Here is a 25,448-nt window from a genome sequence, read left to right on the forward strand (position 1 = left end):
CCTCGATCGAAAGCACTCCGACACGTGACCACGTTCTCTCTCGGCGACACCGACTTCCTCCGCGACGGTCAGCCGCATCAGGTGATCTCCGGCGCCATCCACTACTTCCGCGTGCACCCGGACCTGTGGCAGGACCGCATCCGCAAGGCACGGCTGATGGGCCTGAACACGATCGAGACGTATGTCGCCTGGAACGCGCATGAGCCCCGGCGCGGCGAGTGGGACGCGACCGGATGGCACGACCTCGGACGCTTCCTCGACCTCGTTCATGCCGAAGGCCTGGATGCGATCGTGCGCCCCGGTCCCTACATCTGCGCCGAGTGGCACAACGGCGGGCTGCCGGTGTGGCTGACGGGGAGCATGGATGATCTGCGTTCATCCGCGCCCGACTTCCTCGTCGAGGTGAGCGCCTATCTGCGCCGCGTGTACGACATCGTCGCGCCGCGCCAGATCGACCGGGGCGGCCCCGTCGTGCTCGTGCAGATCGAGAACGAGTACGGCGCCTACGGCTCGGACGAGGCCTACCTCGAAGCGCTGGTCGCCGTCACACGGGACGCCGGCATCACGGTGCCGCTGACCACCGTGGATCAGCCCGTCGATCAGATGCTGAGCGACGGCAGCCTTCCCGAGCTGCACAAGACCGGATCCTTCGGATCGCGCAGTGCAGAACGCCTCGCCACCCTGCGCCGCCATCAACCGACCGGGCCTCTGATGTGCTCGGAGTTCTGGGACGGCTGGTTCGACTGGTGGGGCGGAGTGCACCACACGACCGATGTCGCCGCTGCGGCAGCCGATCTCGATGCCCTCCTCGCGGCGGGGGCCTCGGTCAACATCTACATGTTCCACGGCGGAACGAACTTCGGTCTCAGCAACGGCGCGAACGACAAGGGCCGCTACCTGCCGCTCGTGACGTCCTACGACTACGACGCGCCGCTCGACGAGGCCGGCAACCCCACGGAGAAGTTCTTCGCCTTCCGAGAGGTGATCGCGAAGTACGCCCCGGTGCCGGACGACCTGCCGGCACCCGCGAGCACCGCACCCGCCTTCGACGTCCCGCTCTCCCCCGCCGGGGCGTGGACGGATGCCGCCGGATCCGGTGCGGTCGCGGGCCGGCCGCAGACCTTCGACGCCCTCGGACATCTGAGCGCCCTGGTGCGGTACGACGTAGACCTTCCGGACAGGAACGGCGGTCTCCTCCTCATCGACGAGGTGCGCGACCTCGCCTGGGTCAGCGTCGACGGTGTGGCCGTCGGCACGCTCTCCCGGACACGGCACGACCGTGCGCTCCGCATTCCGGCCGGCCGCACCTTGAGCGTCCTGGTCGAGGACCAGGGCCGGGTGAACTACGACCACCGGCTCGGCGAGGAGAAGGGACTGATCGGCGAGATCACTCTCGACGGCGTTGCCGTGACCGGGTGGCGCTCGACACCGATCGACGTCACCGCCATCGCCGACGCCATCGCCGACGCACTCACCTCGGATTCCGCGCGCGGCGAGCTGCCCGGTGGCCCCACCGCCTGGACCGCCGCGTTCGACCTGGACACCGCGAGCGACCTCTTTCTCGACACCGCGTCGTGGAGCAAGGGATACGCATTCGTCAACGGCTTCTTCCTCGGCCGCTACTGGCGCAACGGGCCGCAGCGCACGCTCTACGTGCCCGCTCCTGCGACGCGCCCCGGCGGCAACCGGCTCGTGGTCCTGGAGCTCGAGCAGATCCTGACGCCCACCGCCTGTTTCGTCGACGCACCGGCACTCGGCGTCACGGAGGAGTGAGTCGGGAGCGACCTCCGCTGCGAGACCAGAGCGCGATCGATTCCTCCCCGACATCGGCATCATTGATCCGCTGCCAGTTGCGCCCTCCCCTGGCGAAGGTCGCACGCACGGCGGAGGGGACGTCGGCGGGTGGCGTCGGTGCATCGAGCCATCGGCACGGCCTGACGTGCACGAGGTCGACGTCTCGCGCTGCCGGGTCGGTGTCGTAGCGCCACGGCCCGTCGAGCATGCCCAGCCACGCGAGCCCCTCGTCGTCACGTGTCCAGACGAACGCCCCATCCGGTGCCGCCGCGAATCGCTCGAGGCGTCGAGCCATCCGCTCGCCGTAGGCGGAATCGACCGAGACGAGCGCGTCCGCGAAGGAGGCGGGCGCTGCGTCCAGCACACCGCCCACGCCGCAGACGCCGACCGCGAGTGCGCGCTCGACGGCGGGTCCGTCGGGTACCCGGTCGTCCCGCGAGCGCATCGGAGCGCGGTAGACAGGCGGACGATTCACAGCGCCACCAGCATCGCATCCACGGCAGTGCCCTCGATCGTGACCCACATCATGGTGCACGCCGGCTGCCGACGGCGGTCCGTGGGCGACCCGGGGTTGAGCAGTCGCATGCCCGAGGGCGACACGGTGTCCCACGGGATGTGCGAGTGCCCGAAGACCAGGAGGTCGATCCCGGGGTACGCCTGATCCATCCGCTCCTCGCGCTTGCGGGACTCCCCCGTCTCGTGCACGACGGCGATCTCGACAGCCTCGACCGTGAACCGGGCGACCTCGGGCAGCCGCGCGCGCAGCTCGGGCCCGTCATTGTTACCGTACACACCGTGCAGCACCCGCGACCGCGCCGCGAGCAGATCGAGCGTGGCCTCGTCGACCCAGTCGCCCGCGTGCACGACCACGTCGGCCTCGTCGACCGCCTGCAGCACCGCGTCGGGCAGACGCCGGGCCCGTTTCGGCACGTGCGTGTCGGCCAGAAGCAGCATCCTCGTCGTCATCGTTCCCCCGCCTTTCGCCGCCTCCGACTCTATGCAACGGCATCGCTCGCCGGATGACACGCGAAACGCGTACACAGCCAACACTCAGGGAGGCGTAAACTCACCGAGTCCCCGGTATACCAAGGGGCTGAACGGAGGAGCCTCATGAGTACTGCCACTGCGCCCGCGAACCCGCGCTCGCGCGTCATCACGGCGAGCCTGGTCGGGACGACGATCGAGTTCTACGACTTCTACGCGTATGCGACAGCAGCCGTGCTCGTCTTCCCGGTGCTGTTCTTCCCGACCGGGGACGACACCACCTCGCTCCTCTCGTCGTTCGCGGTCTTCGGTGCCGCGATGGTCGCTCGTCCCATCGGCGCCGTCGTGTTCGGTCACTTCGGCGACAAGTTCGGTCGCAAAGCAACCCTGGTGGCATCGCTGCTGACGATGGGTATCGCGACCTTCGTGATCGGTCTGCTCCCCACCTACCAGGACATCGGCTGGTGGGCGGCGCTCCTGCTGCTGATCCTGCGTCTCGCCCAGGGCTTCGCACTCGGTGGCGAGTGGTCGGGCGCGGCTCTGGTGGCCACCGAGAACGCCCCGAAGGGCAAGCGCGCCTGGTACGGCACCTTCCCGCAGCTGGGCGCACCGCTCGGCTTCATCATCGCCAACTTCCTCTTCCTCTCGATCAACTGGCTGCTGCCGCACTCCGAGAATCCGGCGCTCAAGTCCGAGGCATTCCTCTCCTGGGGCTGGCGCATCCCGTTCCTGTTCTCGGCTGTCATGGTCATCATCGGTCTGTGGGTGCGACTCAAGCTCGTCGAGTCCGACACGTTCAAGAAGGCCGAGACGAAGGGCGTGATCCGCAAGCTCCCGCTCGCGACCGTGTTCCGTCACCACTGGAAGCAGCTCATCCTCGGCACGTTCATCATGCTGGCGACGTACGTGCTGTTCTATCTGATGACGAACTTCACGCTCGCCTACGGCACCAAGCCCGCGTCGCTCGAGACCGCCTCGGCCGCCGCGAAAGCCGCAGCCGAAGCGACGGGCGCCCCGTTCGACCCGACCAAGTTCGCCGCGCAGTTCTATCCCGGCCTCGGCTTCGGCTACACCGACTTCGTGCTGATGCAGATCATCGGCGTGGTGTTCTTCGGCATCTTCACGCTGCTCTCCGGCCCGATCGCCGACGCGGTCGGACGCCGGAAGCTGCTGCTCTGGGTCACCGGCGCCATCATCGTGTTCGGCTTCACGTTCAACACGTTCCTCCTCCCCGCCGTCGACCCGAAGTTCACCGGTGCACTCGCCCAGGCGTTCCTCGTGTTCGGGTTCATGCTCATGGGGGCGACATTCGGACCGATGGGCGCCCTGCTCCCCGAACTGTTCCCGACGAACGTGCGGTACACGGGGTCGGCGATCGCCTACAACGTGTCGTCGATCCTCGGCGCGGCCGTGGCACCTCTGATCGCGCTCTGGCTGTGGGCGCTCGGCGACGGCGCGCCGTGGCTGGTGGGCCTGTACCTGTCCGCGATGGGTGTGCTGACCTTCATCGCACTGCTCCTCTCCCCGGAGACGAAGGACCACGACTACGACGACGACCTCGGGGTCGCCGCCGCCGTCGAGCTCTGATCACGGAGAGCGGCAGCCGCCGGCGTCGGCGTCGGGGCTGCCGCTCCCGCAGGACTCAGATCAGCACGCGGGCGTGACGCCCGTCAGAGGACGATGACCTCGCAGTAGCGCGCCGCCGTCTTCGAGAGCTTCCGGTCGAGCGTGAGCAGCGGAATGCCGAGGGCCTCGGCAAGCGCGACATACCCGGCGTCGTAGGCGGTGAGATCGTCTCGCAGCATCCAGATCCGCGGTATCAGTCGACGCAGCGGGTGCCGCGTGATCTGCAGCTCACCGAAGAGGTCGAGCGCCTCCCGTGCACGGTGGGCGGGCAGACCGTCGTGGAGCGTCTGCCGCCGCAGCACCGACAGCACCTCGATGTCGAGTCCGGCGTGCGCGTGGAAGTCGTCACCGTGCACCCAGTCACTTGCGCCCAGCAGCGCATCGATCGCCGCGGAGGCATCGAGCACGACCGCGGTGCCGCGTCAACAAGTATTGACTTTCATGCCTCTGTCAACAAGTATTGACGCAGGAGGTCCATCATGAAGCTACCCACCGCGATCGCGCAGGACGATGGCAGCGAGCCGCTGGCCGCACTGCACAGGCTCGCAGAGACGCGCAAGGAGATCGCCCGCGCCGAAGAGGCGAACGTGCGCCGCGCCAGGAACCTCGGGTACTCCTGGCAGGCGATCGCGAGCGCGCTCGGCGTGAGCAAGCAGGCCGCGCACCGGCGGTTCGGTCGCTCCTGACGCCGACCCCGGCACCGCACACCCCTTACAGCCCGCCCATAGGATTCGGCCGCGCACGAAGTACGGTCGAAGTACCATCTCCAGATCGAGGTCCCGCATGTCCGGTTCGGCGACAGCACGCCGCCGCGGACGTGGCGCACAGCCCGAAGGCCCGCGCGCCACCTTCCGCCAGCTCCTCCCCTTCCTCTTCGAACACAAGCGCACCCTCATCGTGGTCGCCGTACTCAGCGTCGTCGGTGCCGCCACGTCTCTCGTGCAACCCCTGCTCGTGGGCCAGGTCATCGAGGCGGTGCAGTCCGACACCGGCATCGGAATCCTCGTGTGGCTGCTGGTCGGCTTCGTGATCGTGTCGTCCGTCATCTCCGGCTTCCAGCACTATCTGCTTCAGCGCACCGGCACCGCGGTCGTGTTCTCGAGTCGCCGCAAGCTGATCGCCCGCATCCTGCACCTGCCGACCTCCGAGTTCGACGCCCGCCGCACCGGCGACCTCGTCTCGCGCGTCGGCACCGACACGACCCTCCTCTACGCCGTGCTCACGCAGGGCCTCGCAGATGCCGTCGGCAGCGCCGTGCTGTTCCTCGGCGCACTGATCGCGATGCTCGTGATCGACCCGATCCTGCTGCTGCTCATCGTGGTCGTCATCGGCATCTCCGTCACGGTCGTCGTGCTGCTCAGCGGCCGCATCCGCACCGCCTCGACCGCCCAGCAGGAGAAGGTCGGCGAGCTCGCCTCCGGTGTGGAGCGCGCGGTCGGCTCGATCCGCACCATCCGCGCCTCGGGGGCCACCGAGCGCGAGACGGCCGCGGTGTCGGAGCTCGCCTCCGACGCATACGGCATCGGCGTGCGCATCGCCAAGATCTCGTCGATGGTCGTACCCGTCTCCGGCATCGCTCTGCAGCTGTCGCTGCTGGTGGTGCTCGGCGTCGGCGGGTTCCGGGTGGCCGCCGGCGCGATCACCATCGCGTCGCTGATCTCGTTCATCATGTTCCTGTTCCTGCTCGTGATGCCGCTCGCCACGACCTTCGGCGCCATCACCTCGGTGAACCAGGCACTCGGCGCGCTCGGGCGCATCCAGGAGGTGCTCGACCTGCCGACGGAGTCACAGGACGACGAGGCCATTGCCGCGGCGCTGCCTCGCGAGGACGCAGCATCCGGAGCACCGGCCATCGAGTTCCGCGACGTGCGCTTCCACTACCCCGCGAACGTCGTGGCAGCCCGCCAGGCCGCGGCCAAGGAAGCACGGAACCTGCTCGCCGACGCGCATCTGGAATCCGCCGAGGACGCGGCGCCGACGGTGCAGGACCACGAGGTGCTCCGCGGAGTCTCGTTCGCCGTTCCGCACGGTTCCCGCGTCGCCCTCGTCGGCCCCAGCGGTGCCGGCAAGAGCACGATCCTCTCGCTCATCGAGCGCTTCTACGACCCGACCGGCGGATCGATCCGCCTGCACGGTCACGATGCGCGTACCTACCCGCGCGACGACCTCCGCGCCAACTTCGGATACGTCGAGCAGGATGCGCCCACTCTTGCCGGCACACTCGCCGAGAACCTGCGTCTCGCCTCACCCGAAGCCTCCGACGCCGACTGCGAGCGCGTGCTGCGTGCCGTGAACCTCGGCGACGTGCTCGAGCGCAACCCGCTCGGCATCGAGGCACCCGTCGGCGAGGACGGAGTGATGCTCTCCGGCGGTGAGCGTCAGCGCCTCGCGATCGCCCGCGCCCTGCTCACCGACTCACCGATCCTGCTGCTCGACGAATCGACGTCATCGCTCGACGGTGTGAACGAGCAGCGGATGCGCGAGGCCATCGATGCCGTCTCCACCGACCGCACGCTCATCGTCATCGCGCACCGCCTTTCGACCGTCGTCGACAGCGATCTGATCGTGGTGCTGCAGGACGGCGTCGTGGTCGGTCAGGGCACGCACGCCGAGCTCGTCGAGACGACACCGCTCTATCGCGACCTGGCCCGGCACCAGCTGCTCACCTGACGCACGCCGTTCCCGCCGAAACCCCGGGTTCACGCCGACGCCCCGACCTACTCACCGCAGCAACACGGGGTCTCGGCGATAGAGCGGGGTCTCGGCGATGGGGCGGAGCACACGCAACACGAAGGCGGGACGTCGGAGACCACTCAGCCATGGGTTCGTCTCTGATGTCCCGCCTTCGCGGGTGTGAGGGTGCCGGCTCCCCCGAACCGGCACCGGTCTGGGGGCTACGCCTTCGCGAGGCGGTAGCGCAGCGATGCCAGCTCGGCGCGCAGCGCCGCCGGAACCTTGTCGCCGAAGGTGTCGTAGAACTCCTCGGTCAGGTCGACCTCGGTCTGCCACGCCTCGGCATCGACGGCGAACAGCTCGTCGAGGTCGGCGGCGGGGATGTCGAGCCCGTCGAGGTTGAGGTCTTCCACGCGCGGCAGGCGTCCGATCGGGCTGTCGACCGCGGGGACGTCACCCGCGATGCGGCGGATGATCCAGTCGACGACACGCGAGTTGTCGCCGAAGCCGGGCCACAGGAACCGGCCGTCGTCGCCGCGGCGGAACCAGTTCACCTGGAAGATGCGCGGCGCCCGGTCGAAGCGCAGACCGCGGCCGACCTTCAGCCAGTGACCGAAGTAGTCGGCCATGTTGTACCCGCAGAACGGGAGCATCGCGAACGGGTCGCGGCGGAGCTCACCGACCGTGCCCTCGGCGGCAGCCGTGCGCTCGGACGAGATGTTCGAGCCGAGGAAGACGCCGTGCGTCCAGTCGGTGGCCTCGACCACGAGCGGGACGTTGCTGGCGCGGCGTCCGCCGAACAGGATGACGTCGAGCGGCACGGCCTCTTCCCAGTCGTCGGAGATCTGCGGGCACTGCGCCGCCGACACCGTGAAGCGGGAGTTGGGGTGCGCCGCCGGCCGACCGGAGTCGGGCGTCCACTCGTTGCCCTCCCAGTCGACGAGGTTCGCGGGCGCCTCGTCGGTCAGACCCTCCCACCACACGTCGCCGTCCGGGCGGAGCGCGACGTTCGTGAAGATCGTGTTGCCCCACAGCGTCTCGACCGCCGTGACGTTGGTCGACTCGCCGGTGCCGGGTGCGACGCCGAAGAAGCCGGCCTCGGGGTTGATCGCCCACAGGCGACCGTCTTCGCCCGGACGGATCCAGGCGATGTCGTCGCCGAGGGTCTCGACCTTCCACCCGGGGATGGTGGGTCGGAGCATGGCGAGGTTCGTCTTGCCGCACGCCGACGGGAACGCGGCAGCGACGTGGTACGCCTTGCCCTGCGGGTCGATCACGCGGATGAGCAGCATGTGCTCGGCGAGCCAGCCCTCGTCACGGGCGATGACCGAGGCGATGCGCAGGGCGAAGCACTTCTTCGCGAGGATCGCGTTGCCGCCGTAGCCCGAACCGTAGGAGTACACCTCGAGCGTCTCGGGGAAGTGGACGATGTACTTGTCGTCGTTGCAGGGCCACTCGGCATCCTGCTCGCCCGGGCCGAGAGGGGCGCCGACCGTGTGCACCGTCTTGACCCAGGGCGCGCCCTCGGCGATCTGACGCGTGACGGCGTCGCCGACGCGGGTCATGATGCCGATCGAGGCGACCGCGTAGGCGCTGTCGGTGATCTGCACGCCGATGTGCGAGAGCGGTCCGCCGACGCGTCCCATCGAGAACGGCACGACGTACATCGTGCGCCCGCGCATCGAACCCTCGAAGATCTCGTCCATCTTGGTGTGCATCTCGGCGGGGTCCGCCCAGTTGTTCGTGGGGCCGGCATCCTCTTCGCGCTCGGAGGCGATGAAGGTGCGCCCCTCGGTGCGGGCCACGTCGCTGGGGTGCGAGCGGGCGAGGTAGGAGCCGGGACGCCACTCGGGGTTGAGCTTGATGAGCTTGCCCTCGTCGACCAGGCCGCGCAGCAGCCAGTCGTTCTCGGCGCGGGAGCCGTCGACCCAGTGCACGGAGTCGGGCTGGGTGAGCGCACGGATCTCCTCGACCCACGCGGCCAGCTCGGCCATGGCAGGGGTGTCATACGTCGGAGCCGCGCCGAACGTACGCGTCGGTGCGACGGGAGACGTGCGGGGGGTGAAGACTTCGGCGAAGGCCATGACGTGTGCTCCTTTGAACTGTGGGGCGTTGCACCTATCTTCTTCCGCTTCCAGCCGGACTTTCGGACAAATCGAGCGATAAGAACCGTAATTCTTTCGCTACACTCAAGGAATGGCGTCCTCCGGCATTCACCTCACGACTCTCGGCCACCGCATCCGACACCACCGGCTGGAGAAGGGGTTCACCCTCGACGAGCTCGGCGCACTGGTCGGCGTCGCCGGATCTCAGCTGAGCCTGATCGAGAACGGCAAGCGCGAACCCAAGCTGTCGCTGCTGCAGGCGATCGCGCACGCCACGAGCACCGAGGTGACCGACCTCATCTCGGGTGAGCCGCCGAACCGTCGCGCCGCCCTCGAGATCGAGCTCGAGCGCGCGCAGGAGAGTCCGGTCTTCCGCCAGCTCGGCGTCGCGCCGGTGCGCGTGACCAAGGGCATGAGCGACGAGACGATCGAGTCGGTCCTCGGACTGCACCGCGAATTGCAGCGCCGCGAGCGCGAAGCCATCGCCACCCCGGAGGAGGCGCGGCGCGCGAACACCGAGATGCGGCTGCGCATGCGCGCGCAGAACAACTACCTCCCCGAGATCGAGAAGCTGGCGGAGAAGCATCTGAAGGCCGCCGGTCACGTGCAGGGCGCGCTCACCCACCGCACGGTGAGCATCATGGCCGAGAAGCTCGGCTTCGAACTGATCTACGTGAACGACCTGCCGCATTCCACCCGATCGGTCACCGACCTCGAGAACGGGCGGATCTACCTTCCCCCGGCGTCGATCCCCGGCGGACACGGCCTGCGCTCGATGGCGCTGCAGGCCATGGCGCACCGCTACCTCGGGCACACGCCGCCGACCGACTACGCCGACTTCCTCCAGCAGCGGCTCGAGATCAACTACTTCGCCGCGTGCTGCCTGATGCCGGAGACGGCCGCCGTGGCGTTCCTGCAGCAGGCCAAGAAGGATCGCAACCTCGCGGTCGAGGACTTCCGCGACGCATTCGGAGTGACGCACGAGGGTGCGGGCATGCGCATGACGAACCTGCTCACGCAGCACCTCGGGATGTCCCTGCACTTCCTCCGCGTGGACGCCACGGGCGCGATCACCCGCGTCTACGAGAACGACGACCTGCCGCTGCCGATGGACGTGACCGGCGCGGTGGAGGGACAGCGGGTGTGCCGCAAGTTCCAGGCGCGCGCCGCGTTCACGCAGCAGAACCGCACCACGGAGCACCACCAGTACACCGATACCCCCTCCGGCACGTTCTGGTGCTCGACGCAGACCGGCTCGTCGAGTGAGGGGGAGTTCTCCATCACGGTCGGCGTGCCGTTCGACGACGCGCGCTGGTGGCGCGGCCGTGAGACCAGCGATCGCGCCGTGTCGACCTGCCCCGACGAGTCCTGCTGCCGGCGACCCTCGGCCGAACTCACCGAGCGCTGGAACGGCAAGGCGTGGCCGAGCGCCCGCGTGCACACACACATGTTCTCGCCTCTCCCCCGCGGCGCGTTCCCCGGCGTGGACGACAACGAGGTCTACAACTTCCTCGGTCGGCACGCGAGTGAGTAATCGTGCCTCCCCGCCGGCAGCTTGCTCCGTCGCCGGCGGGGCGCTCAGTCGCCGGCGAAGTGGGCGAATCGCGCCAGCGCAGCTTCCACGGCTGCCGGATCTGCGGGTTGCACGAACAGCTCCGGTGGCAGGTCGCGGGTCGCGCTCGCGTGCGTCCAGCATCCGATGACGCGTCCCTGCTCGACGATCGTCGCCCGCACCATCCCGTTCTTGCCCGGGCCGACGATGGCGAGGTGCTCGGGCGCGCACACGGTCGTGCGGTCGGCATAGGAGATGTAGTACTCGTCGAACGCGGGGAGGGCGTGGACCGTCGCCGCGCCTGTCGCGCGCCGCGGGCGCTGGAGCGACACGAACAGCCCCTCTTCCACCTCATCGACCCGCCCCGCCGCGCGCTCGACCGCCTCGCGTGACTGACCGAGAGTGAGTCCCGACCACCAGGCGAAGTCGGTGACGCCCGCCGGTCCGTGTCCGTCGATGTACCGCACGAACAGCTCGGCGAGCGGGTCCGATGGACGCGTGTGCTCCCGGATGTGCTCCTCCACCAGCAGGAATCGCTGGTCTCTGGTGATGCCCGTCCGCGTCGCGACAGGGCCCTGGCAGAGGAGGCCGTCGATCGTGAGGGTGAAGAGCAGGTGGATGCCGCGCTGCCCCGTGGGATCGATGCCGACGCCCTCGAGGATCTCGAACACCTCGGCGCGTGTGCGTCCGCCGTCGCGGAGCTGCGGCATCAGCGCGCGCACCGCCGTCGCGACCATGTCGTCATCGATGCCCAGCTGGCGGTGACGGGAGGCCGCCTGCTGCCGCTGCCGGGCAGCGGTGACATCGAGTATCCAGCCCAGGTCACGTGCCGGAACGATGTGCAGCGTGCCGCGCATCGTCCAGCCCCGCACCAGGTCGCCGCGATCGAAGGCGCGATCGACATCCCGGAGTCGCACCTGTCCTCGGGTGCGCGCGGCGAGCGCCCAGCGGCCCGCGGTGAAGTCCTGACTCTGCACCGCGAGCATGTGGTGCGCCGCATCCGTCACCGTGCGCGTGGGTGCGCTCAGACGATGCGATCGGAGGCGCTCGGCGAGCAGGGGCACGGTCTTCATGCCCCCATCATGCCGGGCGCCACCGACGCGGCGCAGCCTTTCTCGCGCACCGCCCACCTCGATCCATACTTCCTGCGCGACCCAGCCCTTTCTGTGCGAGCCACCCCTCTACGTGCGCACGAAAAGGGGTGGCTCGGGCGCAAAGGGGTGGCTCGCGTGGAGCGAAGGGAAGTAAGGGAAGGGCCCGGCCCCGGCCCGGTGACGAGCCTCCTCCCCTACTTCCTGCGCGACCCGGCCCCTTCTGTGCGAGCCACCCCGCTTAGTGCGTACGAAAGGGGGCGGCTCGGCCGAAAAGGGGTGGCTCGATCTCAGAGAGGGCCGAGGGGGCGAGGCGCCTCAGCCCTGCAGCGTCACCTCACGACGCTCCGGCAGCACGATCGGGTGCGACCCCGCCATGACCTCGAGCACGCGGATCACCTGGCACGAGTAGCCGAACTCGTTGTCGTACCAGACGTAGAGGATCAGGGTGTCCTCGTCGGCGATCGTGGCGAGGCCGTCGACGATGCCGGCGCGGTGCGAGCCGACGAAGTCGGTGGAGACGACGTCGGGGCTCTCGACGTAGTCGATCTGCTGGCGCAGCTTCGAGTGCAGCGAGACCCGGCGCAGGTAGTCGTTGACCTGGTCCTTCGTGGCCGGACGCTCGATGGTCAAGTGCAGCACCGCGAGCGACACGTCGGGGGTGGGCACCCGGATCGAGCTGCCGGTGAGCTTGCCCTCCAGCTGCGGCAGCGCCTTGGCGACGGCCTTGGCGGCGCCGGTCTCGGTGATGACCATGTTGAGCACCGCCGAGCGGCCGCGGCGGTCGCCCTTGTGGAAGTTGTCGATCAGGTTCTGGTCGTTCGTGAACGAGTGCACCGTCTCGACGTGCCCCTTGACCACGCCGTAGGCCTCGTCGATCGCGGCGAGCACCGGGGTGATGGCGTTCGTCGTGCAGGAGGCCGCGGAGAGGATGCGATCGGAGTCGGCGATCGTCTCGTCGTTGATGCCGTGCACGATGTTCTTGAGCGGGCTCTTGCCCGGGGCGGTGAGCAGCACGCGGGCGACGCCCGTCGAACGCAGGTGCTGCGAGAGGCCTTCCTCGTCGCGCCAGCGTCCGGTGTTGTCGACGACGATCGCGTCCTGTATGCCGTGGGCGGTGTAGTCGATGGATGCCGGGTCGTCGGAGTAGATCACCTGGATGCGGGTGCCGTTCGCGATGATCTGCTCGGCCTCTTCGTCGACGGTCACGGAGCCGGCGAAGCGTCCGTGCACCGAATCGCGCAGCAGCAGCGAGGCGCGCTTCGCGAGGTCGTTCTCCGCACCGCGGCGGACGACGATCGCGCGCAGCCGCAGTCCGCTGCCGCCGCCGGTGTGGGCGATGAGGATGCGGGCGAGGAGGCGCCCGATGCGTCCGAAGCCGTACAGCACCACATCGGTGGGCTCGGCGGCGACGGCTCCCATGGCGGGTGCGAGCTCCTCGGCGAGGTAGGCATCCAGCGGCTGGTCGCTCTCGGCGTGCCCGGCGACGAGGCGCGCGACATCGAGGGATGACGCACCGGGGGCGAGGGCGTGGATCGCCTCCAGCACGGCGAGGGTGTCTTCGATGGGGAGGCGCTCGTGTCCGAGCTGGGCGACGCGCTCGTGCACCTCGACCAGTCCCGTCGCCGAGAGTCCGAGCAGTCGGTGCCCGTGCAGCGAGGTGACCACATCGTGTTCGCGTCGAAGCGCCCCGATGAGCGGGATCATCCGCTCCGCCAGCTCTTCGCTCTCAGCCCAGTCGTCGCGGTGTGCCGCGGAATCGTTCATCTGCATCCTTGCATGTGTGAGCGCGCGCCGAGATCGCCGGCGCGCGAATGTGCCGGGTGGATCGGGGGATGCCACCAGCGTACAAGCCGCGAGATGGCGCGCCGAATCGGCGGCGCGCGCGTTGACGGGAGGCGTGCCGAGCGCGCTCGGTCAGTACTGCGCCGAGAACGCCCCGTCCGATTTCAGCAGCTGTCCCGAGATCCAGCGGCCCTCGTCCGACACGAGGAACTCCACCACCGCGGCTACGTCGGCGGGCTGTCCGAGCCGCCCGAGCGGCGTCATGCCGCCCAGGCTCGTGCGCGTCTCGTCGTCCATCCACCCGGTGTCGATGGGTCCGGGATTCAGCACGTTCGCCGAGATGCCGCGCGGACCCAGCTCGCGGGCTGCCGAGATGACCAGACGGTCGAGAGCGCCCTTCGATGCGCCGTACGGGAGGTTTCCCGTCACGTGATCGCTGGTGAGTGCCAGGACTACTCCCCCTTCGTCGCCCACCTGCCGCGCGAAGGCCGCGATCAGCAGCAGGCTGGCCCGTGCGTTCACGGCGACGTGCAGATCGAAGCTCTCGGCCGTGGTGTCGAGGATGCCGGATTGCGCGTCGTGCGCATGGCTGAGGATGAGCGCGGAGATCGGGCCGTGCGCGGCCACGACCTCGGCGACCAGAGCTTCCGGCGCTTCCGGGGTGGACAGGTCGGCGGGATGGTCGGCGTCGCGGAGGTCGCTCGTCACGACGGTCCAGCCGGCTGCGCGCAGGCGGGGAACGATGCCGGCGGCGATGCTGTTCGCGCGGGCGGCGCCGGTGATCAGAGCGAGGGGCATCCCGTCACGCTATCGGACCACCGGCAGCGCGTCAGCACGGCTCGCTCACGCGCCGAGGCACACCACGACGGCCGCGATCGCACCGACTCAGGCGAGAGCGGCGATCGCGTCGCGCAGCACGCCGTCGGCCTCGTCGAGCGCAGCCGCCGCCTCCTGCGGGGTGGCGTCGACCGCCAGCATCAGCAGCGCCCGCTTGACCGAGCCGTCGGCTCCCTGCAGCGCGGTGGCCGCGACGTCGATGTCGACATCGGCGAGCTGCGACACGGTGCGGATGGAGCGCGCGTGGAGCTTCTCGTTCGTGGCGAGCAGATCCACCATCACCCCGCGGTAGGTCTTGCCGAGCTTGATCATCGACAGGGTCGTGAGCATGTTCACGACGAGCTTCTGCGCGGTGCCGGCCTTGAGTCGCGTGGACCCGGAGATGAACTCGGGCCCGGTCACGACCTCGATGGCGACGTCGGCCACCGCCCCGATCTCGGAGTGCGCGTTCGAGGCGATCGCCGCCGTGAACGCGCCGACGCTACGGGCGTAGTTCAGGCCGCCGACCACGTACGGAGTGCGTCCGGAAGCCGAGATGCCGACCACCGTGTCATCGACGGAGAGTCCGAGCTCACGCAGCGACTCCCCTGCGGCGGCCTCATCGTCCTCCGCGTTCTCCACGGCCGAGCGGATCGCGGTCTCGCCGCCGGCGATCAGTCCGACCACCATCGACGGATCCGTGCCGAAGGTGGGCGGGCACTCGCTGGCGTCCAGGACGCCGATGCGCCCTGCCGTTCCGGCGCCGATGTAGATCAGTCGACCGCCGCGCCGAAAGCGTTCGGTGACGGCATCGACGACCGCGGCGATCTCTTCCGCCCGCTCGGCGACGGCCTCGGGGACCCGGCGGTCCTCGGCGTTCATCCGACGCACGAGCTCGGCCGTGCTCAACAGGTCGAGGTCTCCCCGCTCGGTCGTCGACGCCTCGGTGCCGAGACTCTCGAGCACGGAGAGGAGGGAGGCGAGGCGGGAGTGGTCATTCGGCACGGTGGACGAACCTTTCGTGAGGGAGGTCGGTGCGGCGTGCGAGCAGCAGCGCACCGTCGAGGGCATCGCCGGCGGCGGGGACGACCCGGCGGCCGGCAGCGTGCAAGGAGGAGATGAGCGACTCCCGGAACCACGCATGGTCGGTGAGGCCGCCGTGCAGCGCGACGTCGCGCGTCCGTGCGGACGCGGCGACGGCGGTGGCCGTGAGCAGGCGCACGGCCTCCGTCGCGATCTGATGGGCGACGGGGTCGCCGGCCTCCGCGGCGTCGAGCACGAGAGGGGCCAGGGAACCGAGGCGCCGGGCGACCGAACCGCCCTCGGCGATCCAGGAGACCACGTCGCCTGCGGGACGGATGCGCTCTGCCACTGCTTCGCTCAGTCGAGTCTCGGGCGCGAGCCCGACGGCCGCGCGCTGCACGGCTCTTGCGGCTTCGCGGCCGAGCCACGATCCGCTGCCGAAGTCACCGATGTCGGGCCCCCAGCCGTCGACCAGGCGGATGCCGTCTGCGTCGGCGCCGAGCGCCGCCGCACCCGTGCCCGCGATCAGCAGCACACCGGGCGAACCGCCGAGCGCACCGGCGTGCGCCGTGACGACGTCGGACGCGACGGCGACGCGCGCATGCACGGCGGCGGCGAGCGCGGCCGCGAGCGCCAGTGCGGCATCGGGTGCGACCCAGGCACCGGCTGCACCGACGCCGAGAAGCCTGGGAGCGGCGTCCTGGTCGAGCAGGGGAAGGATCGAGGCGACGGCCTGCTCGACGCCCTGTGGCGTCGCGAGTCCCGGGGCGCCGGTGCCTGAGCGTACGACGCGCTGCTCGCCGTCGACCAGGACGCGGCAGCGGGTCTTGCCGAGGTCGACCGCGGCGGTCGGCGGGGCGCTGCTCATCTCTCTCCTCGCTGTGACATGCGAAACACTTCGAAAAGAGTCTACATCGGATCTAGACTTACTGAAAAGAATTTACCAGGCGCTGTGCAGGGGGCCACGACATACTGAGACTCCCACATCTCTGGAGGAACCGGATGAGCATTCAGTCGACGATCGAGGCAGCAGCCGCGACGCTGCCCCCGTCTCTCGCCCGCGTCGCCGCAGCGATCCGGGAGAATCCGTCGGTCGTCATCGATATGACCATCAACGAGCTCGCCGAGGAGTGCCGCACCTCGGTGGCTTCGGTCGTGCGCTTCTGCCGCGCGATCGGATTCAGCGGCTACGCACCGCTGCGCATGGCACTCGCGACCGAGTTGGGCAAGGAAGCCGCGCAGTTCTCGGCGCGCGGCGCCTTCGGGTCCGAGATCTCCGACGAGGACACGCTCAGCGAAGCGGTGTCCAAGCTCGCGGCTCTCGAGCTGCTGGCGATCGAGGAGACCGTCGCCCGACTCGACTTCGACGTCTTGGAGGCCGCGATCGACGCGGTGGACCAGGCCGACCGCATCCTGATCTTCGGCATCGGGGCGAGCCAGTTCGTCGCAGAAGACCTCGCGCACAAGCTCCTCCGCGTGGGTCGGAACGCCCATGTCCCCTCGGACCCCCATGAGGCGATCGCCGCGACCGTGCTGCAGACCTCGCCCACGGTCGCCATCGGGTTCTCGCACGCCGGGTCGACCGCCGAGACGGTGCGCTTCCTGGAGACGGCTCGCGCCAACGGCGCCGCGACCATCGCGGTCACATCAGCCAAGGACTCCCCTCTCGCCGCCGCCGCCGATCACGCACTGTTCACAGAGGTGCGCGAGTCCACTTTCCGCGCCGGGGCGATGGTCAGCCGGATCGCGCAGCTCGCCCTCGTCGACTGCCTCTTCGTCGGCATCGCGAAGCGACGTTTCAGCGAGACGGTCGACGCCCTGCGCCGGACTCGCGAGGCGACCCGCGCCCTGCGCGACTGACTCTGCACGACGCGACCGCGGTCGCGCCCGACCACCTCCGGCCGCTCCTCTGCCGGCACCGGAAACCGTCATATTTCCGTGATGTAAACGAACTACGAAAGTCTCGACAAGTCTGAACATTCTTGCCATACTGGGCCTCACCCGATGGCGAGAGGACGATGACGTTGACGCACGAGCACGGCACCACGACGGTGCGCCCCTTCCGCCCCGGTGAGAGTGCCGCTCTCGCCGAGGCCTGGACACGATCCGCCCCACAGGACGGGATCACCCCCGCGCGCCTGCGCGATCTGGTCCTGCTGGACCGGAACTTCGATGCGGACGGCCTCCTCATCGCCGAGTGCGACGGCGCCATCGTCGGCGCGGCCTATGCCGTCCGCCGCCGCGTGGCGCACCACGCCGACGACCTCCAGCCGGAAACCGGATGGATCCCGTTCTTCTTCGTGGTCCCCGAGCAGCGCGGTCACGGTCTGGGACGTGCTCTGTTGAGCAGGGCGATCGACTGGCTGCGCTCGCACGGTAGGACCGAGGTGATCTTCTCCGCCTACACGCCGAACTACGTGCTGCCTGGCCTCGACGCTGCCCGCTACCCCGCCGCGTCGGCTCTGCTCGCCTCGCTGGGGTTCTCCCTCATCGAGCGCCCGAGCGCGATGGACCGGTCGCTGATCGGCTACCAGATGCCTGAGGAGGTCCGCACCCGGGTCGACGCGCTCCGCGCCGACGGCTGGTACCTCGGAACGCCGAGCGACGACGATCTCGTACCCCTGATCCGCATCGCCGGCGACGCCTTCAACTCCGATTGGGCGCGCGCGATCCGTGAAGGCGTGCTCGGCGGGCTGCCGCTCGAACGCATCCTCATCGCCAAGAACCCCCAGGGCACGATGCTCGGTTGGGCGATGCACGGCACCTACGAGTCGGTGATCGAGCGCTTCGGACCGTTCGGGGTGCTCCCCGACAGCCGCGGAACGGGGCTCGGCAAGGCGCTGCTCCACCTGACCCTGGAGCGGATGACCGCGCTCGGCGCGCACAGCGCCTGGTTCCTCTGGGCCGACGAGGGCTCGACCGCCTCCGCGCTCTACGCCAAGACCGGGTTCGCCGCGACCCGCACATTCGACATCCTGCGCGCAGAGATCGGAGAGAGCAATGTCTAACACCGTCATCGCCGTCGGCGGCCACATCGGCGACATGGAGCTGACCGCGGGCCCCACCCTCGCGAAGGTCGTCCTCGAGGGCGGCCGCGCCATCATCGTCGACTGCACCTACGGCGAGCGCGGGCACCCGACCGTCGCCCCGAGCGTCTACCGCGAGCAGAAACTCCACGAGGCCCGCTTCTTCGCCGAGACGATCGGCGCCGAGCTGATCACGCTCGACTACTCCGACGGGTTCCTCCCCGACGATGAGGCGGTCGCCGAGCAGATCGCCGAGATCATCCGCTCCACCAAGCCCGACGTCCTGATCACGCACTGGATCCACTCGATGCACCGGGATCACGAGCGTGCCGCGCAGGCCGCCCTGCGCGGCGCCTTCCTGGCCTCCATCCCGCTGGAGGAGATCGAGGCCGAGCGCCATTCGGTGCCCCGGATCCTGCACGCCGAGAACTGGGAGGACATGGAGGGGTTCGAGGCGGACACGTTCTTCGGCATCCCCGACGAGGCGTTCGATCTGTGGCTCACCGGAATCCAGGAACACGCTTTCGCACGCGGCGAGACCTACGGCTTCCGGTTCATCGACTACTACTCCGCACTGATGCAGGTCAAGGGCTGCCTCGTCGGCGAGCGGCGCGCAGCCGCATTCCGCTCCGCGGGGGCGGAGAAATTCACCCTCGCAGGCCCGTGATCATCCTTTCCCACCCGATACGCACAGAAACGAAGGAACCATGAAGAAATCACTTCTCGCGGTCACCGCTCTGGGTCTCGCGACGACGCTGACCCTCGCCGGCTGCTCCGGCTCTTCCGGAGGCTCCAGCGACGCCGACGGCGCCCAGGAACTCACCTTCCTCACGCACTGGGGCCCCGACCAGGTCGCGATGCTGGAGGCCGCCGGGGCGGCGTTCACCGAAGACCACCCCGACATCACCGTCAAGGTGCAGGCCGTGCCCTTCGGCAACCTGCTCTCGACGCTCCGCACGCAGGGCGCGTCCGCGGACGGCCCGGCGATCGTGGGCATCTACGACGCGTGGCTGCCCGAGCTGGTGCGCGACGGCCTCGCCGCCGCCGCGCCCACCGACGTCGCCGACGAAGTCACCGAGAACTGGCCGGCCGGCGTCGTCTCGGCGGCGAGCAACGGCGGCGATGTGTACGGCATCCCGAACGAGATCGACCTGTACCAGCTCAACTACAACACCGCGCTGTTCGACGCGGCGGGCATCGCCGAGCCTCCGGCCGACTGGGACGCCCTGGTCGAGGATTCCGCGAAGCTCACCACCGGCGACCAGCAGGGCTTCGGCCTCATCACCGGGTGGAACTCCGGCGTGGTCCATCCGTTCCTGTCGCTTCTCGCCTCGAACGGCGGTTCGTTCCTGAACGAAGACGGGACGGCTTCGGAGCTGACCAGTCCCGAAGCGCTCGAGACCGCGGAGCTGTACGAGAAGCTGATCGCCGACGGGTCGAGCGACCCGAGGAAGTCGACGGCGAACGCCAACACCACCGGCCCGTACCTCGATGCCTTCGTGAACGGGCAGACCGGCATGATCGTCATGGCCAACTGGTGGGAGAGCGCGCTCCGCGACGGCATGGGTGATGACTTCGAGAACGTCGCCACCGCGCCGATCCCGGTCGGCCCCAGCGGCGATGAGTCATCGTCGATCTCGTACTCCTGGATGACCATGGTGAACGGCAAGGCCTCGGACGCGCGTCAGAAGGCCGCGTGGGAGTTCCTCACCTACCTCAACGGCCCGGACTCCGGCGAAGCCGGTTCCTCGGCGATGGCCGACATCCTGCTGTCGATGGGGATCCTCCCGACGCGGTCCTCCGACCTGGAAGCCCACGCCACCGAGCTGGAGACGCCGTTCCTGTCGTCGTATGTGACAGCTCTGGAGAACGCGACCCCGTTCCCGACCGTGCTCGGCGGACCGGCCGCCACCGATGCCCTGCAGCGACAGCTGGAGGCACTCGTGAACGGTCAGGTCGACGCGAAGACAGCGATGGAGAACGCGTCCCACGACGTCGACGCCGCGCTCACCGCCGCACAGTGACACCCCGGCGGGGAGGCGGCTCCGTCCGCCTCCCCGCCCCCTCCGAAAGGCCTGACTTGACGACCCTCGAACGCCCCGCCGTCGCGCCGCCCGTCGCGCGCGCCCCGAAGCGCCGGAGCATCGCCTCCACCCGACGCTGGTCGGCGCTGTTCCTCAGCCCGGCTCTGCTCATCATCGGCGTCTTCACACTCATCCCCACGCTGATGACGGTGTGGATCAGCTTCCACCGCTGGTCGATGTTCACACCCATCACCGAGATGACGTGGGTGGGGCTCGACAACTACTCCGGGCTGTTCGCCGATGCGACCAGGGTGCAGGCCCTCGGCAACACCGCACTGTACGTGCTGCTGTCGATCGTCATCACGGTTCCGATCGCGCTGTTGATCGCCCTGCTGCTGTACTTCCCGCGGCTCAGGGGCAAAGGCATCGTGCGGGTGCTGCTCTTCGCGACGTATGTGATCCCGACGATCGCGATCGTCATCATCTGGAGCAACATCTACGCTCCGGGCTACGGGCCCCTGAGCACCATGGTCGCCGCGGTCGGCATCGATCCGCCTGGCTGGCTGAGCGACCCGCAATGGGCGCTGGTGTCGCTGGTGATCTTCAACGTCTGGCAGATGCTGGGCTACTACGTCATCCTCCTCATCGCAGGTCTCACGCAGATCTCCGAGGACCTCTACGAGGCGGCGCGCATCGACGGTGCGGGCATCGTCCGCCAGACCTGGTCGATCACGATCCCGATGCTGCGTCCGTCGCTGGTGTTCGTGGTGCTGATGACCTTCATCAACTCGATCCAGGTGTTCGATCCGATCTACCTCCTCACCCAGGGCGGGCCGGCCAACTCGACCAACATGGTCTCGTTCGAGATCCAGCGCACCGCGTTCCAGTACGGCATGGCCGGGGAGTCCTCGGCGCTCGCGGTCTCGCTGTTCCTGATGATCATCGCGGTCGGCGGGGTCCTCGGCATCGTCATGAAGGGACGCACGCGATGAGTGTTCAGACCCAGGCATCGACCCCCGACACTACGCTGCCACGGGCTCCGAAGTCGGCGATGGCGCCGCCCGCTCGGCGTCCGGTTCCGATGCGGCGGCGACTGTCGACGGCCGGGCTCTACCTGCTGCTCGCGATCGTCGCCCTGGTGCCGCTGTTCCCGCTGTACTGGTTGGTGATCTCCGCGTTGAAGTCGCCCGCGGAGTTCTCCCAGATCCCGCCGACCTGGTTCCCGACCGACCCGACGCTCGATCAGGCCGCGACCGCGCTGACGGCGGTGCCGTTCATGCAGTCCATGATGAACAGCCTCATCATCGCGGGCGGCAGCACGATCAGCGTTCTCGTGACCAGCATCCTCGCCGGCTACGTGTTCGCTAAGCACACGTTCAAGGGACGCGACCTGCTGTTCTGGGCCATCGTCGCGACCATGTTCCTCCCCCCGATCGTGACTCTGGTGCCGCTGTACTACCTCGTCAACAGCATGGGCCTCTCCGACACCTATCTCGGCGTGATGCTGCCATGGTTGGCGAACGCGTTCGGCATCTTCCTGATGCGCCAGTTCATCCGCGACATCCCGGACGAGCTCATCGAGGCCGCGAGGATGGACGGCGCCGGCGAGTTCCGGATCGTCTGGCAGTTCGTCGTACCGCTGCTCAAGCCCGCGATAGTCACCCTCGCGGTGTTCATGTTCGTCTACGCATGGAACAACTTCATCTGGCCGCTCTCGATCCTGCGTTCGGAGGCGCTCTACCCGGTGGTCCTGACCCTGAACCGGCTCATGTCCTACACGATGAGCTTCGAGTATCAGAACGTGGTGCTCGCCGGCGCGATCATCGCGTCGCTTCCGACGCTCCTGGTCTTCCTGGTCACGCAGCGGGTGTTCGTCGCCGGAATCGCGGCCAGTGGCGTGAAGGGCTGACGCTCACGCCATGGCTCCCGGCACCGTGCCGCCCGCCCGCCCGACCTCGTCGATGCGGGCGGGCGGCATCGTTCCGATCGAGCCCGCCGTGCGCAGGAACACGATGATCCAGCTGAAGATCAGCACGGCGGCGATGAGTTCGACGGCGGTGAGGTTGTAGTAGCCGACCGCGAAGAATGCGGCCAGAAGGATGATCACCAGCACGAAGGCCCAGCCGAAGGCCACGAACACCTTCGGGATGCTGGGCAGCAGCCACGGCAGCCCCACCACGATGACTCCGAAGACGACGGTCATGCCCGTGGCGACGGTGTTGTGCAGGAGGAAGAACTCGTCGACGGGGAACAGCCCGACGCACGCGAGGAAGATCCCCAGGAGGATCAGACCTCCCCGCACGAGGAACCGTCCACGGCGGTCGGCGGGGTCGTCGGCGGGGAGTCCGGCTGTCGCGTAGCGGGCGATGGTCGTCACCATGACACCGGCGATGATCAGTGTCGCGTTGAAGGCGACCGACGAGCTGTTGCTGCTCATCCCGAGCGCCGACAGGTTGTCGCGCCACCAGTGCACGTCGCTGGAGGCGAGCATGCTGGCGAATGCACCGACCACCAGGAAGACCGCGAGCACCAGAGAGAGGACCATCGGGGTCAGGGCGACAGCGCTGAGGAAGGACACGTAGCCGGTCAGGACGAACGCGACCGCCACCAGTACCGCGCCGGGGAAGGCGAAGACCGGCGCATCCGTGAAACTCCGCTCGAGCAGCTCGGCGACGCCGAGCCAGCCGAGGTAGGCGATCGCCGCGTGCGCGAACGCGATGGCGGCGAGGTCGTACCAGCGCAGTCGGTCGCCCGGCACGGTGAAGCCGTCGCGGACGGCGCCCGGATCGACCTCTTCCGGCCGCACCGCGATGCGCCCGAGCGCGAAGGAGACGGCCGCGGTGATCGCCCCGCCGAACGCGGCGAAGACACCGATCGAACCGCTGCCGCTGATCGCCAGCTCGTGGCCCCAGAACACCGGGAGCGCGATGACGAAGCCGATCACGAGGAAGCCCGCGCCGACGATCAGTGCGGTCGCCTCGAACACGGCATCGGCCGTGTCGGGACCCCGCACCTGCCGAAGTACCTGCACGACTCTCTTCGCGAGCGCATTCATCGTCCGTGCCTCCCGGTCCACATCATAGAAGTCGGCGGTGTCGCAACCGGCCGGCACTAGCCTGGATAGGTGCCTCAGACTCTCGCCGCCCGCGCCGTCCTTCTCGACATGGACGGAACCCTCGTCGATTCGACTGCTGTCGTGGAGCGGCTCTGGCTCGCCTGGGCGGAGCCGCACGGCATCGACCCCGAGACGGTGCTCCGTGTCGTGCACGGCCGACAGGGCCACCAGAGCATGGCGATCATGCTGCCCGACCGCGACCACGCCATCAATCTCCACGAGAACGAGATCATGCTCGCCACCGAGGCCGGCGACGTCGACGGGGTGATCGAGATCCCGGGCGCTCGAGCGCTGCTCGAGGCGCTGCAGCCGTTCCCGCACGCGATCGTCACCTCCGCCAACGTGTCTCTCATGACCGCGCGGATGCAGGCCGCCGGACTCACCGTCCCCGAGCGCCGCGTGACCGCGGAAGACGTGTCCGCTTCCAAGCCCGATCCGGAGGGGTTCGTCCGCGCTGCGGGTCTGCTCGGGATCGATCCTGCCGACTGCATCGTGTTCGAGGACTCGGGCGCGGGGATCCAGGCGGGTCTCGCGGCGGGCATGCGGGTCGTCGGGGTCGGGAAGCACGCAGCGGCGCACAACCCGACGGTCCTGGTGACGGACCTTTCCCAGGTGGCCGTGGCCCCCACCGCGAATGGGTTCGAGATCACGATCTCCTGACGAGAATCCCTCCCTCGACCGCCGCACCTCGGCCGCTACGATGAGGCGATGCGACGTTTCCCCGCCTCGGTGTACGGCATCGGCGAAGAACCCGATCCGCGTTTCTCCCTGGCGAACGAGCGCACTTTCCTCGCTTGGACGCGCACCGGGCTCGCGCTGATCGCGGGTGGCGTCGCTCTCGAAGTCCTGGGGCTCGACCTGCATGCCGGGTTCCGCCTCGCCGCCTCGCTTCTGCTCATGCTCGCAGGCACGGCGGTCGCTCCACTCGCCTGGTGGGAGTGGATGCGCGCAGAGCGGGCTCTGCGGCAGTCACGCCCGCTCCCGGGAGCCTTCTCGGCGATCGTGCTGGCGGTCGTCGTGACGATCGTGGGTCTGCTCGTGCTGGCCGGAGTGCTCTGGCGGTGACCGATCAGGGGCAGACCGCCCAGGGGCCGTTCGATCCGGGACTGCAGCCGGAACGGACCGAGCTCGCGTGGCGGCGGACTGCGCTCGCGATCGCGATCGGCTCCGTCGTGTCCTTGCGGATCTTCCCGCTCCTGCTGCCCGCCGGCGCCGCAGCGTGGGGGTTCGCTCCGGGTGTGATCGGTATCGGCGCCGCGTGCGCCTTCTGGGTGGCCGCCCGACGCCGACAGCTGCAGACGACCGGCGCGCTGCAGTCCTCGACACCCCCGGAACGCTCGACACCGCCGGGTCCCTCGGGCGCGGCGATGCCCGGAGGCGGGATGCTTCTCGCCTTCACGATGCTCGCCACTGGCTTCGGTCTCGTGTCCCTCGCCATCGTCGCGGTGTCACTTCTCGTTCCCTAGATCGCGTTGCGAAGGGTTGGACGGCGACGGCCGTCACTGAAACCCTCCCGTGGGTTAGGCGTTTGCCCGCCATCCGAGGACGCTTCGTCCTCCCCCTTCATGCCGGCACCGAGGCGTCACACCCGCAATGGAAAAGAGCGCCCGTCGTGTCGCGACGAGGTCGTCGGTCGCGTCGCAGGTCGTCGCGCCGCGGGTCGTCGCGTCGCTGGTTGTGGTGTGCGCCATTGTCGGGTGGGGTCCCACCAGGCGGGTCCGCGGACGTGGGGTGTGCCGTCCATCATGCGGATTTCCCATCCGGAGGTGGTGAGGGTGCGGTGGTGGTGCCAGCAGAGGGCGACGCCGTTGTCGGTGTGGGTGGGTCCACCTCT

Annotated in this window: 24 protein-coding genes; 14 read left to right on the forward strand and 10 right to left on the reverse strand. The window is 68.9% G+C overall.

Annotated elements, in window-relative coordinates; all coding sequences use genetic code 11:
* Positions 1 to 24: 24 nt before the first annotated feature.
* Positions 25 to 1,773 carry a glycoside hydrolase family 35 protein gene (locus AC6CHX_RS05885; RefSeq protein ID WP_498271984.1) on the forward strand — a complete coding sequence of 583 codons (1,749 nt, stop codon included), beginning with the start codon at positions 25 to 27 and terminating at the stop codon, positions 1,771 to 1,773.
* Here the strand turns inward: AC6CHX_RS05885 and AC6CHX_RS05890 are convergent.
* Both AC6CHX_RS05890 and AC6CHX_RS05895 read right to left on the reverse strand, forming a co-directional pair.
* Positions 1,760 to 2,239, reverse strand: a complete 480-nt coding sequence (locus tag AC6CHX_RS05890) for a GAF domain-containing protein (RefSeq protein ID WP_498271985.1) — start codon at positions 2,237 to 2,239, stop codon at positions 1,760 to 1,762. The two genes, AC6CHX_RS05885 and AC6CHX_RS05890, sit on opposite strands and share 14 nt — an antisense overlap.
* Positions 2,240 to 2,265: 26 nt before the next feature.
* A complete protein-coding gene (locus AC6CHX_RS05895) occupies positions 2,266 to 2,760 on the reverse strand; it encodes a metallophosphoesterase family protein (protein ID WP_498271986.1) in 495 nt (164 codons plus the stop codon).
* 144 nt (positions 2,761 to 2,904) lie between these two features.
* On the opposite strand from AC6CHX_RS05895, the gene AC6CHX_RS05900 reads away from it, so the two are divergent.
* Positions 2,905 to 4,365, forward strand: a complete 1,461-nt coding sequence (locus tag AC6CHX_RS05900; protein ID WP_136043472.1) for an MFS transporter — start codon at positions 2,905 to 2,907, stop codon at positions 4,363 to 4,365.
* A gap of 83 nt (positions 4,366 to 4,448) precedes the next feature.
* Here the strand turns inward: AC6CHX_RS05900 and AC6CHX_RS05905 are convergent, their stop codons facing one another.
* Positions 4,449 to 4,811, reverse strand: coding sequence for a type II toxin-antitoxin system VapC family toxin (locus AC6CHX_RS05905; protein ID WP_498271987.1), 363 nt, complete (start codon positions 4,809 to 4,811; stop codon positions 4,449 to 4,451).
* A 72-nt stretch (positions 4,812 to 4,883) separates the two neighbouring features.
* Here AC6CHX_RS05905 and AC6CHX_RS05910 point away from each other — a divergent pair, with 72 nt between their 5' ends.
* The gene (locus AC6CHX_RS05910; RefSeq protein WP_452325898.1) at positions 4,884 to 5,090 is read left to right on the forward strand and encodes an AsnC family protein; all 207 of its coding nucleotides are present in this window, start codon (positions 4,884 to 4,886) and stop codon (positions 5,088 to 5,090) included.
* 97 nt (positions 5,091 to 5,187) lie between these two features.
* A complete protein-coding gene (locus tag AC6CHX_RS05915; RefSeq protein WP_498271988.1) occupies positions 5,188 to 7,074 on the forward strand; it encodes an ABC transporter ATP-binding protein in 1,887 nt (628 codons plus the stop codon).
* Positions 7,075 to 7,298: 224 nt separating this feature from the next.
* Here AC6CHX_RS05915 and AC6CHX_RS05920 read toward each other — a convergent pair whose 3' ends face one another.
* Positions 7,299 to 9,161, reverse strand: coding sequence for a phosphoenolpyruvate carboxykinase (GTP) (locus AC6CHX_RS05920; RefSeq protein WP_498271989.1), 1,863 nt, complete (start codon positions 9,159 to 9,161; stop codon positions 7,299 to 7,301).
* Between the two features lie 112 nt (positions 9,162 to 9,273).
* Between AC6CHX_RS05920 and AC6CHX_RS05925 the strand changes: the two genes are divergently transcribed.
* Positions 9,274 to 10,716, forward strand: a complete 1,443-nt coding sequence (locus tag AC6CHX_RS05925) for a helix-turn-helix domain-containing protein (protein WP_498271990.1) — start codon at positions 9,274 to 9,276, stop codon at positions 10,714 to 10,716.
* Between the two features lie 44 nt (positions 10,717 to 10,760).
* Here the strand turns inward: AC6CHX_RS05925 and AC6CHX_RS05930 are convergent, their stop codons facing one another.
* The 5 genes from AC6CHX_RS05930 to AC6CHX_RS05950 form a co-directional block, all read right to left on the reverse strand.
* On the reverse strand, positions 10,761 to 11,807 hold the full coding sequence (locus AC6CHX_RS05930; protein WP_498271991.1) for a winged helix DNA-binding domain-containing protein: 1,047 nt from the start codon (positions 11,805 to 11,807) through the stop codon (positions 10,761 to 10,763).
* A gap of 336 nt (positions 11,808 to 12,143) precedes the next feature.
* A complete protein-coding gene (locus tag AC6CHX_RS05935; RefSeq protein WP_498271992.1) occupies positions 12,144 to 13,592 on the reverse strand; it encodes a glyceraldehyde-3-phosphate dehydrogenase in 1,449 nt (482 codons plus the stop codon).
* A gap of 150 nt (positions 13,593 to 13,742) precedes the next feature.
* On the reverse strand, positions 13,743 to 14,408 hold the full coding sequence (locus AC6CHX_RS05940) for an SDR family oxidoreductase (protein WP_498271993.1): 666 nt from the start codon (positions 14,406 to 14,408) through the stop codon (positions 13,743 to 13,745).
* A gap of 87 nt (positions 14,409 to 14,495) precedes the next feature.
* A complete protein-coding gene (gene murQ / locus AC6CHX_RS05945; protein ID WP_498271994.1) occupies positions 14,496 to 15,431 on the reverse strand; it encodes an N-acetylmuramic acid 6-phosphate etherase in 936 nt (311 codons plus the stop codon).
* Positions 15,421 to 16,317 (reverse strand): N-acetylglucosamine kinase, encoded by an 897-nt coding sequence (locus tag AC6CHX_RS05950; RefSeq protein ID WP_498271995.1) that lies wholly within the window; start codon positions 16,315 to 16,317, stop codon positions 15,421 to 15,423. Before AC6CHX_RS05950 ends, murQ begins: the two co-directional genes overlap by 11 nt.
* Positions 16,318 to 16,451: 134 nt before the next feature.
* Here AC6CHX_RS05950 and AC6CHX_RS05955 point away from each other — a divergent pair, with 134 nt between their 5' ends.
* The 6 genes from AC6CHX_RS05955 (at position 16,452) to AC6CHX_RS05980 (ending at position 22,408) form a co-directional block, all read left to right on the forward strand.
* Positions 16,452 to 17,309, forward strand: coding sequence for a MurR/RpiR family transcriptional regulator (locus AC6CHX_RS05955; protein ID WP_498271996.1), 858 nt, complete (start codon positions 16,452 to 16,454; stop codon positions 17,307 to 17,309).
* 158 nt (positions 17,310 to 17,467) lie between these two features.
* The gene (locus tag AC6CHX_RS05960) at positions 17,468 to 18,457 is read left to right on the forward strand and encodes a GNAT family N-acetyltransferase (protein ID WP_498271997.1); all 990 of its coding nucleotides are present in this window, start codon (positions 17,468 to 17,470) and stop codon (positions 18,455 to 18,457) included.
* The gene (locus AC6CHX_RS05965; protein WP_498271998.1) at positions 18,450 to 19,142 is read left to right on the forward strand and encodes a PIG-L deacetylase family protein; all 693 of its coding nucleotides are present in this window, start codon (positions 18,450 to 18,452) and stop codon (positions 19,140 to 19,142) included. Before AC6CHX_RS05960 ends, AC6CHX_RS05965 begins: the two co-directional genes overlap by 8 nt.
* 40 nt (positions 19,143 to 19,182) lie before the next feature.
* Positions 19,183 to 20,499, forward strand: coding sequence for an extracellular solute-binding protein (locus AC6CHX_RS05970; protein WP_498271999.1), 1,317 nt, complete (start codon positions 19,183 to 19,185; stop codon positions 20,497 to 20,499).
* A 56-nt stretch (positions 20,500 to 20,555) separates the two neighbouring features.
* The gene (locus tag AC6CHX_RS05975) at positions 20,556 to 21,491 is read left to right on the forward strand and encodes a carbohydrate ABC transporter permease (RefSeq protein WP_498272000.1); all 936 of its coding nucleotides are present in this window, start codon (positions 20,556 to 20,558) and stop codon (positions 21,489 to 21,491) included.
* Positions 21,488 to 22,408, forward strand: coding sequence for a carbohydrate ABC transporter permease (locus AC6CHX_RS05980; protein WP_498272001.1), 921 nt, complete (start codon positions 21,488 to 21,490; stop codon positions 22,406 to 22,408). Before AC6CHX_RS05975 ends, AC6CHX_RS05980 begins: the two co-directional genes overlap by 4 nt.
* A 3-nt stretch (positions 22,409 to 22,411) precedes the next feature.
* On the opposite strand, the gene AC6CHX_RS05985 is transcribed toward AC6CHX_RS05980, so the two are convergent.
* Positions 22,412 to 23,554 (reverse strand): DUF998 domain-containing protein, encoded by a 1,143-nt coding sequence (locus tag AC6CHX_RS05985; RefSeq protein ID WP_498272002.1) that lies wholly within the window; start codon positions 23,552 to 23,554, stop codon positions 22,412 to 22,414.
* A gap of 69 nt (positions 23,555 to 23,623) precedes the next feature.
* Here AC6CHX_RS05985 and AC6CHX_RS05990 point away from each other — a divergent pair, with 69 nt between their 5' ends.
* The 3 genes from AC6CHX_RS05990 to AC6CHX_RS06000 are packed head-to-tail and all read left to right on the forward strand — an operon-like array spanning position 23,624 to position 25,080.
* On the forward strand, positions 23,624 to 24,274 hold the full coding sequence (locus tag AC6CHX_RS05990; RefSeq protein WP_498272003.1) for an HAD-IA family hydrolase: 651 nt from the start codon (positions 23,624 to 23,626) through the stop codon (positions 24,272 to 24,274).
* Positions 24,275 to 24,322: 48 nt separating this feature from the next.
* Positions 24,323 to 24,679 carry a YidH family protein gene (locus AC6CHX_RS05995; protein WP_498272004.1) on the forward strand — a complete coding sequence of 119 codons (357 nt, stop codon included), beginning with the start codon at positions 24,323 to 24,325 and terminating at the stop codon, positions 24,677 to 24,679.
* Complete coding sequence (locus AC6CHX_RS06000; protein ID WP_498272005.1) at positions 24,676 to 25,080, forward strand: DUF202 domain-containing protein; 405 nt, start codon at positions 24,676 to 24,678, stop codon at positions 25,078 to 25,080. Before AC6CHX_RS05995 ends, AC6CHX_RS06000 begins: the two co-directional genes overlap by 4 nt.
* Positions 25,081 to 25,448: the final 368 nt, after the last annotated feature.

This window comes from Microbacterium sp. GQ128 (assembly GCF_059758615.1).

Bases quoted from the DNA above. Each gene is read 5' to 3' on its own strand.
- AC6CHX_RS05920 (WP_498271989.1), bottom strand. From the start codon at position 9,161: ATGGCCTTCGCCGAAGTCTTCACCCCCCGCACGTCTCCCGTCGCACCG.
- AC6CHX_RS05890 (WP_498271985.1), bottom strand. From the start codon at position 2,239: ATGCGCTCGCGGGACGACCGGGTACCCGACGGACCCGCCGTCGAGCGC.
- AC6CHX_RS05940 (WP_498271993.1), bottom strand. From the start codon at position 14,408: ATGCCCCTCGCTCTGATCACCGGCGCCGCCCGCGCGAACAGCATCGCC.
- AC6CHX_RS05925 (WP_498271990.1), top strand. From the start codon at position 9,274: ATGGCGTCCTCCGGCATTCACCTCACGACTCTCGGCCACCGCATCCGA.
- AC6CHX_RS05895 (WP_498271986.1), bottom strand. From the start codon at position 2,760: ATGACGACGAGGATGCTGCTTCTGGCCGACACGCACGTGCCGAAACGG.
- AC6CHX_RS05915 (WP_498271988.1), top strand. From the start codon at position 5,188: ATGTCCGGTTCGGCGACAGCACGCCGCCGCGGACGTGGCGCACAGCCC.
- AC6CHX_RS05995 (WP_498272004.1), top strand. From the start codon at position 24,323: ATGCGACGTTTCCCCGCCTCGGTGTACGGCATCGGCGAAGAACCCGAT.
- AC6CHX_RS05980 (WP_498272001.1), top strand. From the start codon at position 21,488: ATGAGTGTTCAGACCCAGGCATCGACCCCCGACACTACGCTGCCACGG.
- AC6CHX_RS05960 (WP_498271997.1), top strand. From the start codon at position 17,468: ATGACGTTGACGCACGAGCACGGCACCACGACGGTGCGCCCCTTCCGC.
- AC6CHX_RS05900 (WP_136043472.1), top strand. From the start codon at position 2,905: ATGAGTACTGCCACTGCGCCCGCGAACCCGCGCTCGCGCGTCATCACG.
- AC6CHX_RS05910 (WP_452325898.1), top strand. From the start codon at position 4,884: ATGAAGCTACCCACCGCGATCGCGCAGGACGATGGCAGCGAGCCGCTG.
- AC6CHX_RS05970 (WP_498271999.1), top strand. From the start codon at position 19,183: ATGAAGAAATCACTTCTCGCGGTCACCGCTCTGGGTCTCGCGACGACG.
- AC6CHX_RS05985 (WP_498272002.1), bottom strand. From the start codon at position 23,554: ATGAATGCGCTCGCGAAGAGAGTCGTGCAGGTACTTCGGCAGGTGCGG.
- AC6CHX_RS05965 (WP_498271998.1), top strand. From the start codon at position 18,450: ATGTCTAACACCGTCATCGCCGTCGGCGGCCACATCGGCGACATGGAG.
- AC6CHX_RS05935 (WP_498271992.1), bottom strand. From the start codon at position 13,592: ATGAACGATTCCGCGGCACACCGCGACGACTGGGCTGAGAGCGAAGAG.
- AC6CHX_RS05955 (WP_498271996.1), top strand. From the start codon at position 16,452: ATGAGCATTCAGTCGACGATCGAGGCAGCAGCCGCGACGCTGCCCCCG.
- AC6CHX_RS05930 (WP_498271991.1), bottom strand. From the start codon at position 11,807: ATGAAGACCGTGCCCCTGCTCGCCGAGCGCCTCCGATCGCATCGTCTG.
- AC6CHX_RS05950 (WP_498271995.1), bottom strand. From the start codon at position 16,317: ATGAGCAGCGCCCCGCCGACCGCCGCGGTCGACCTCGGCAAGACCCGC.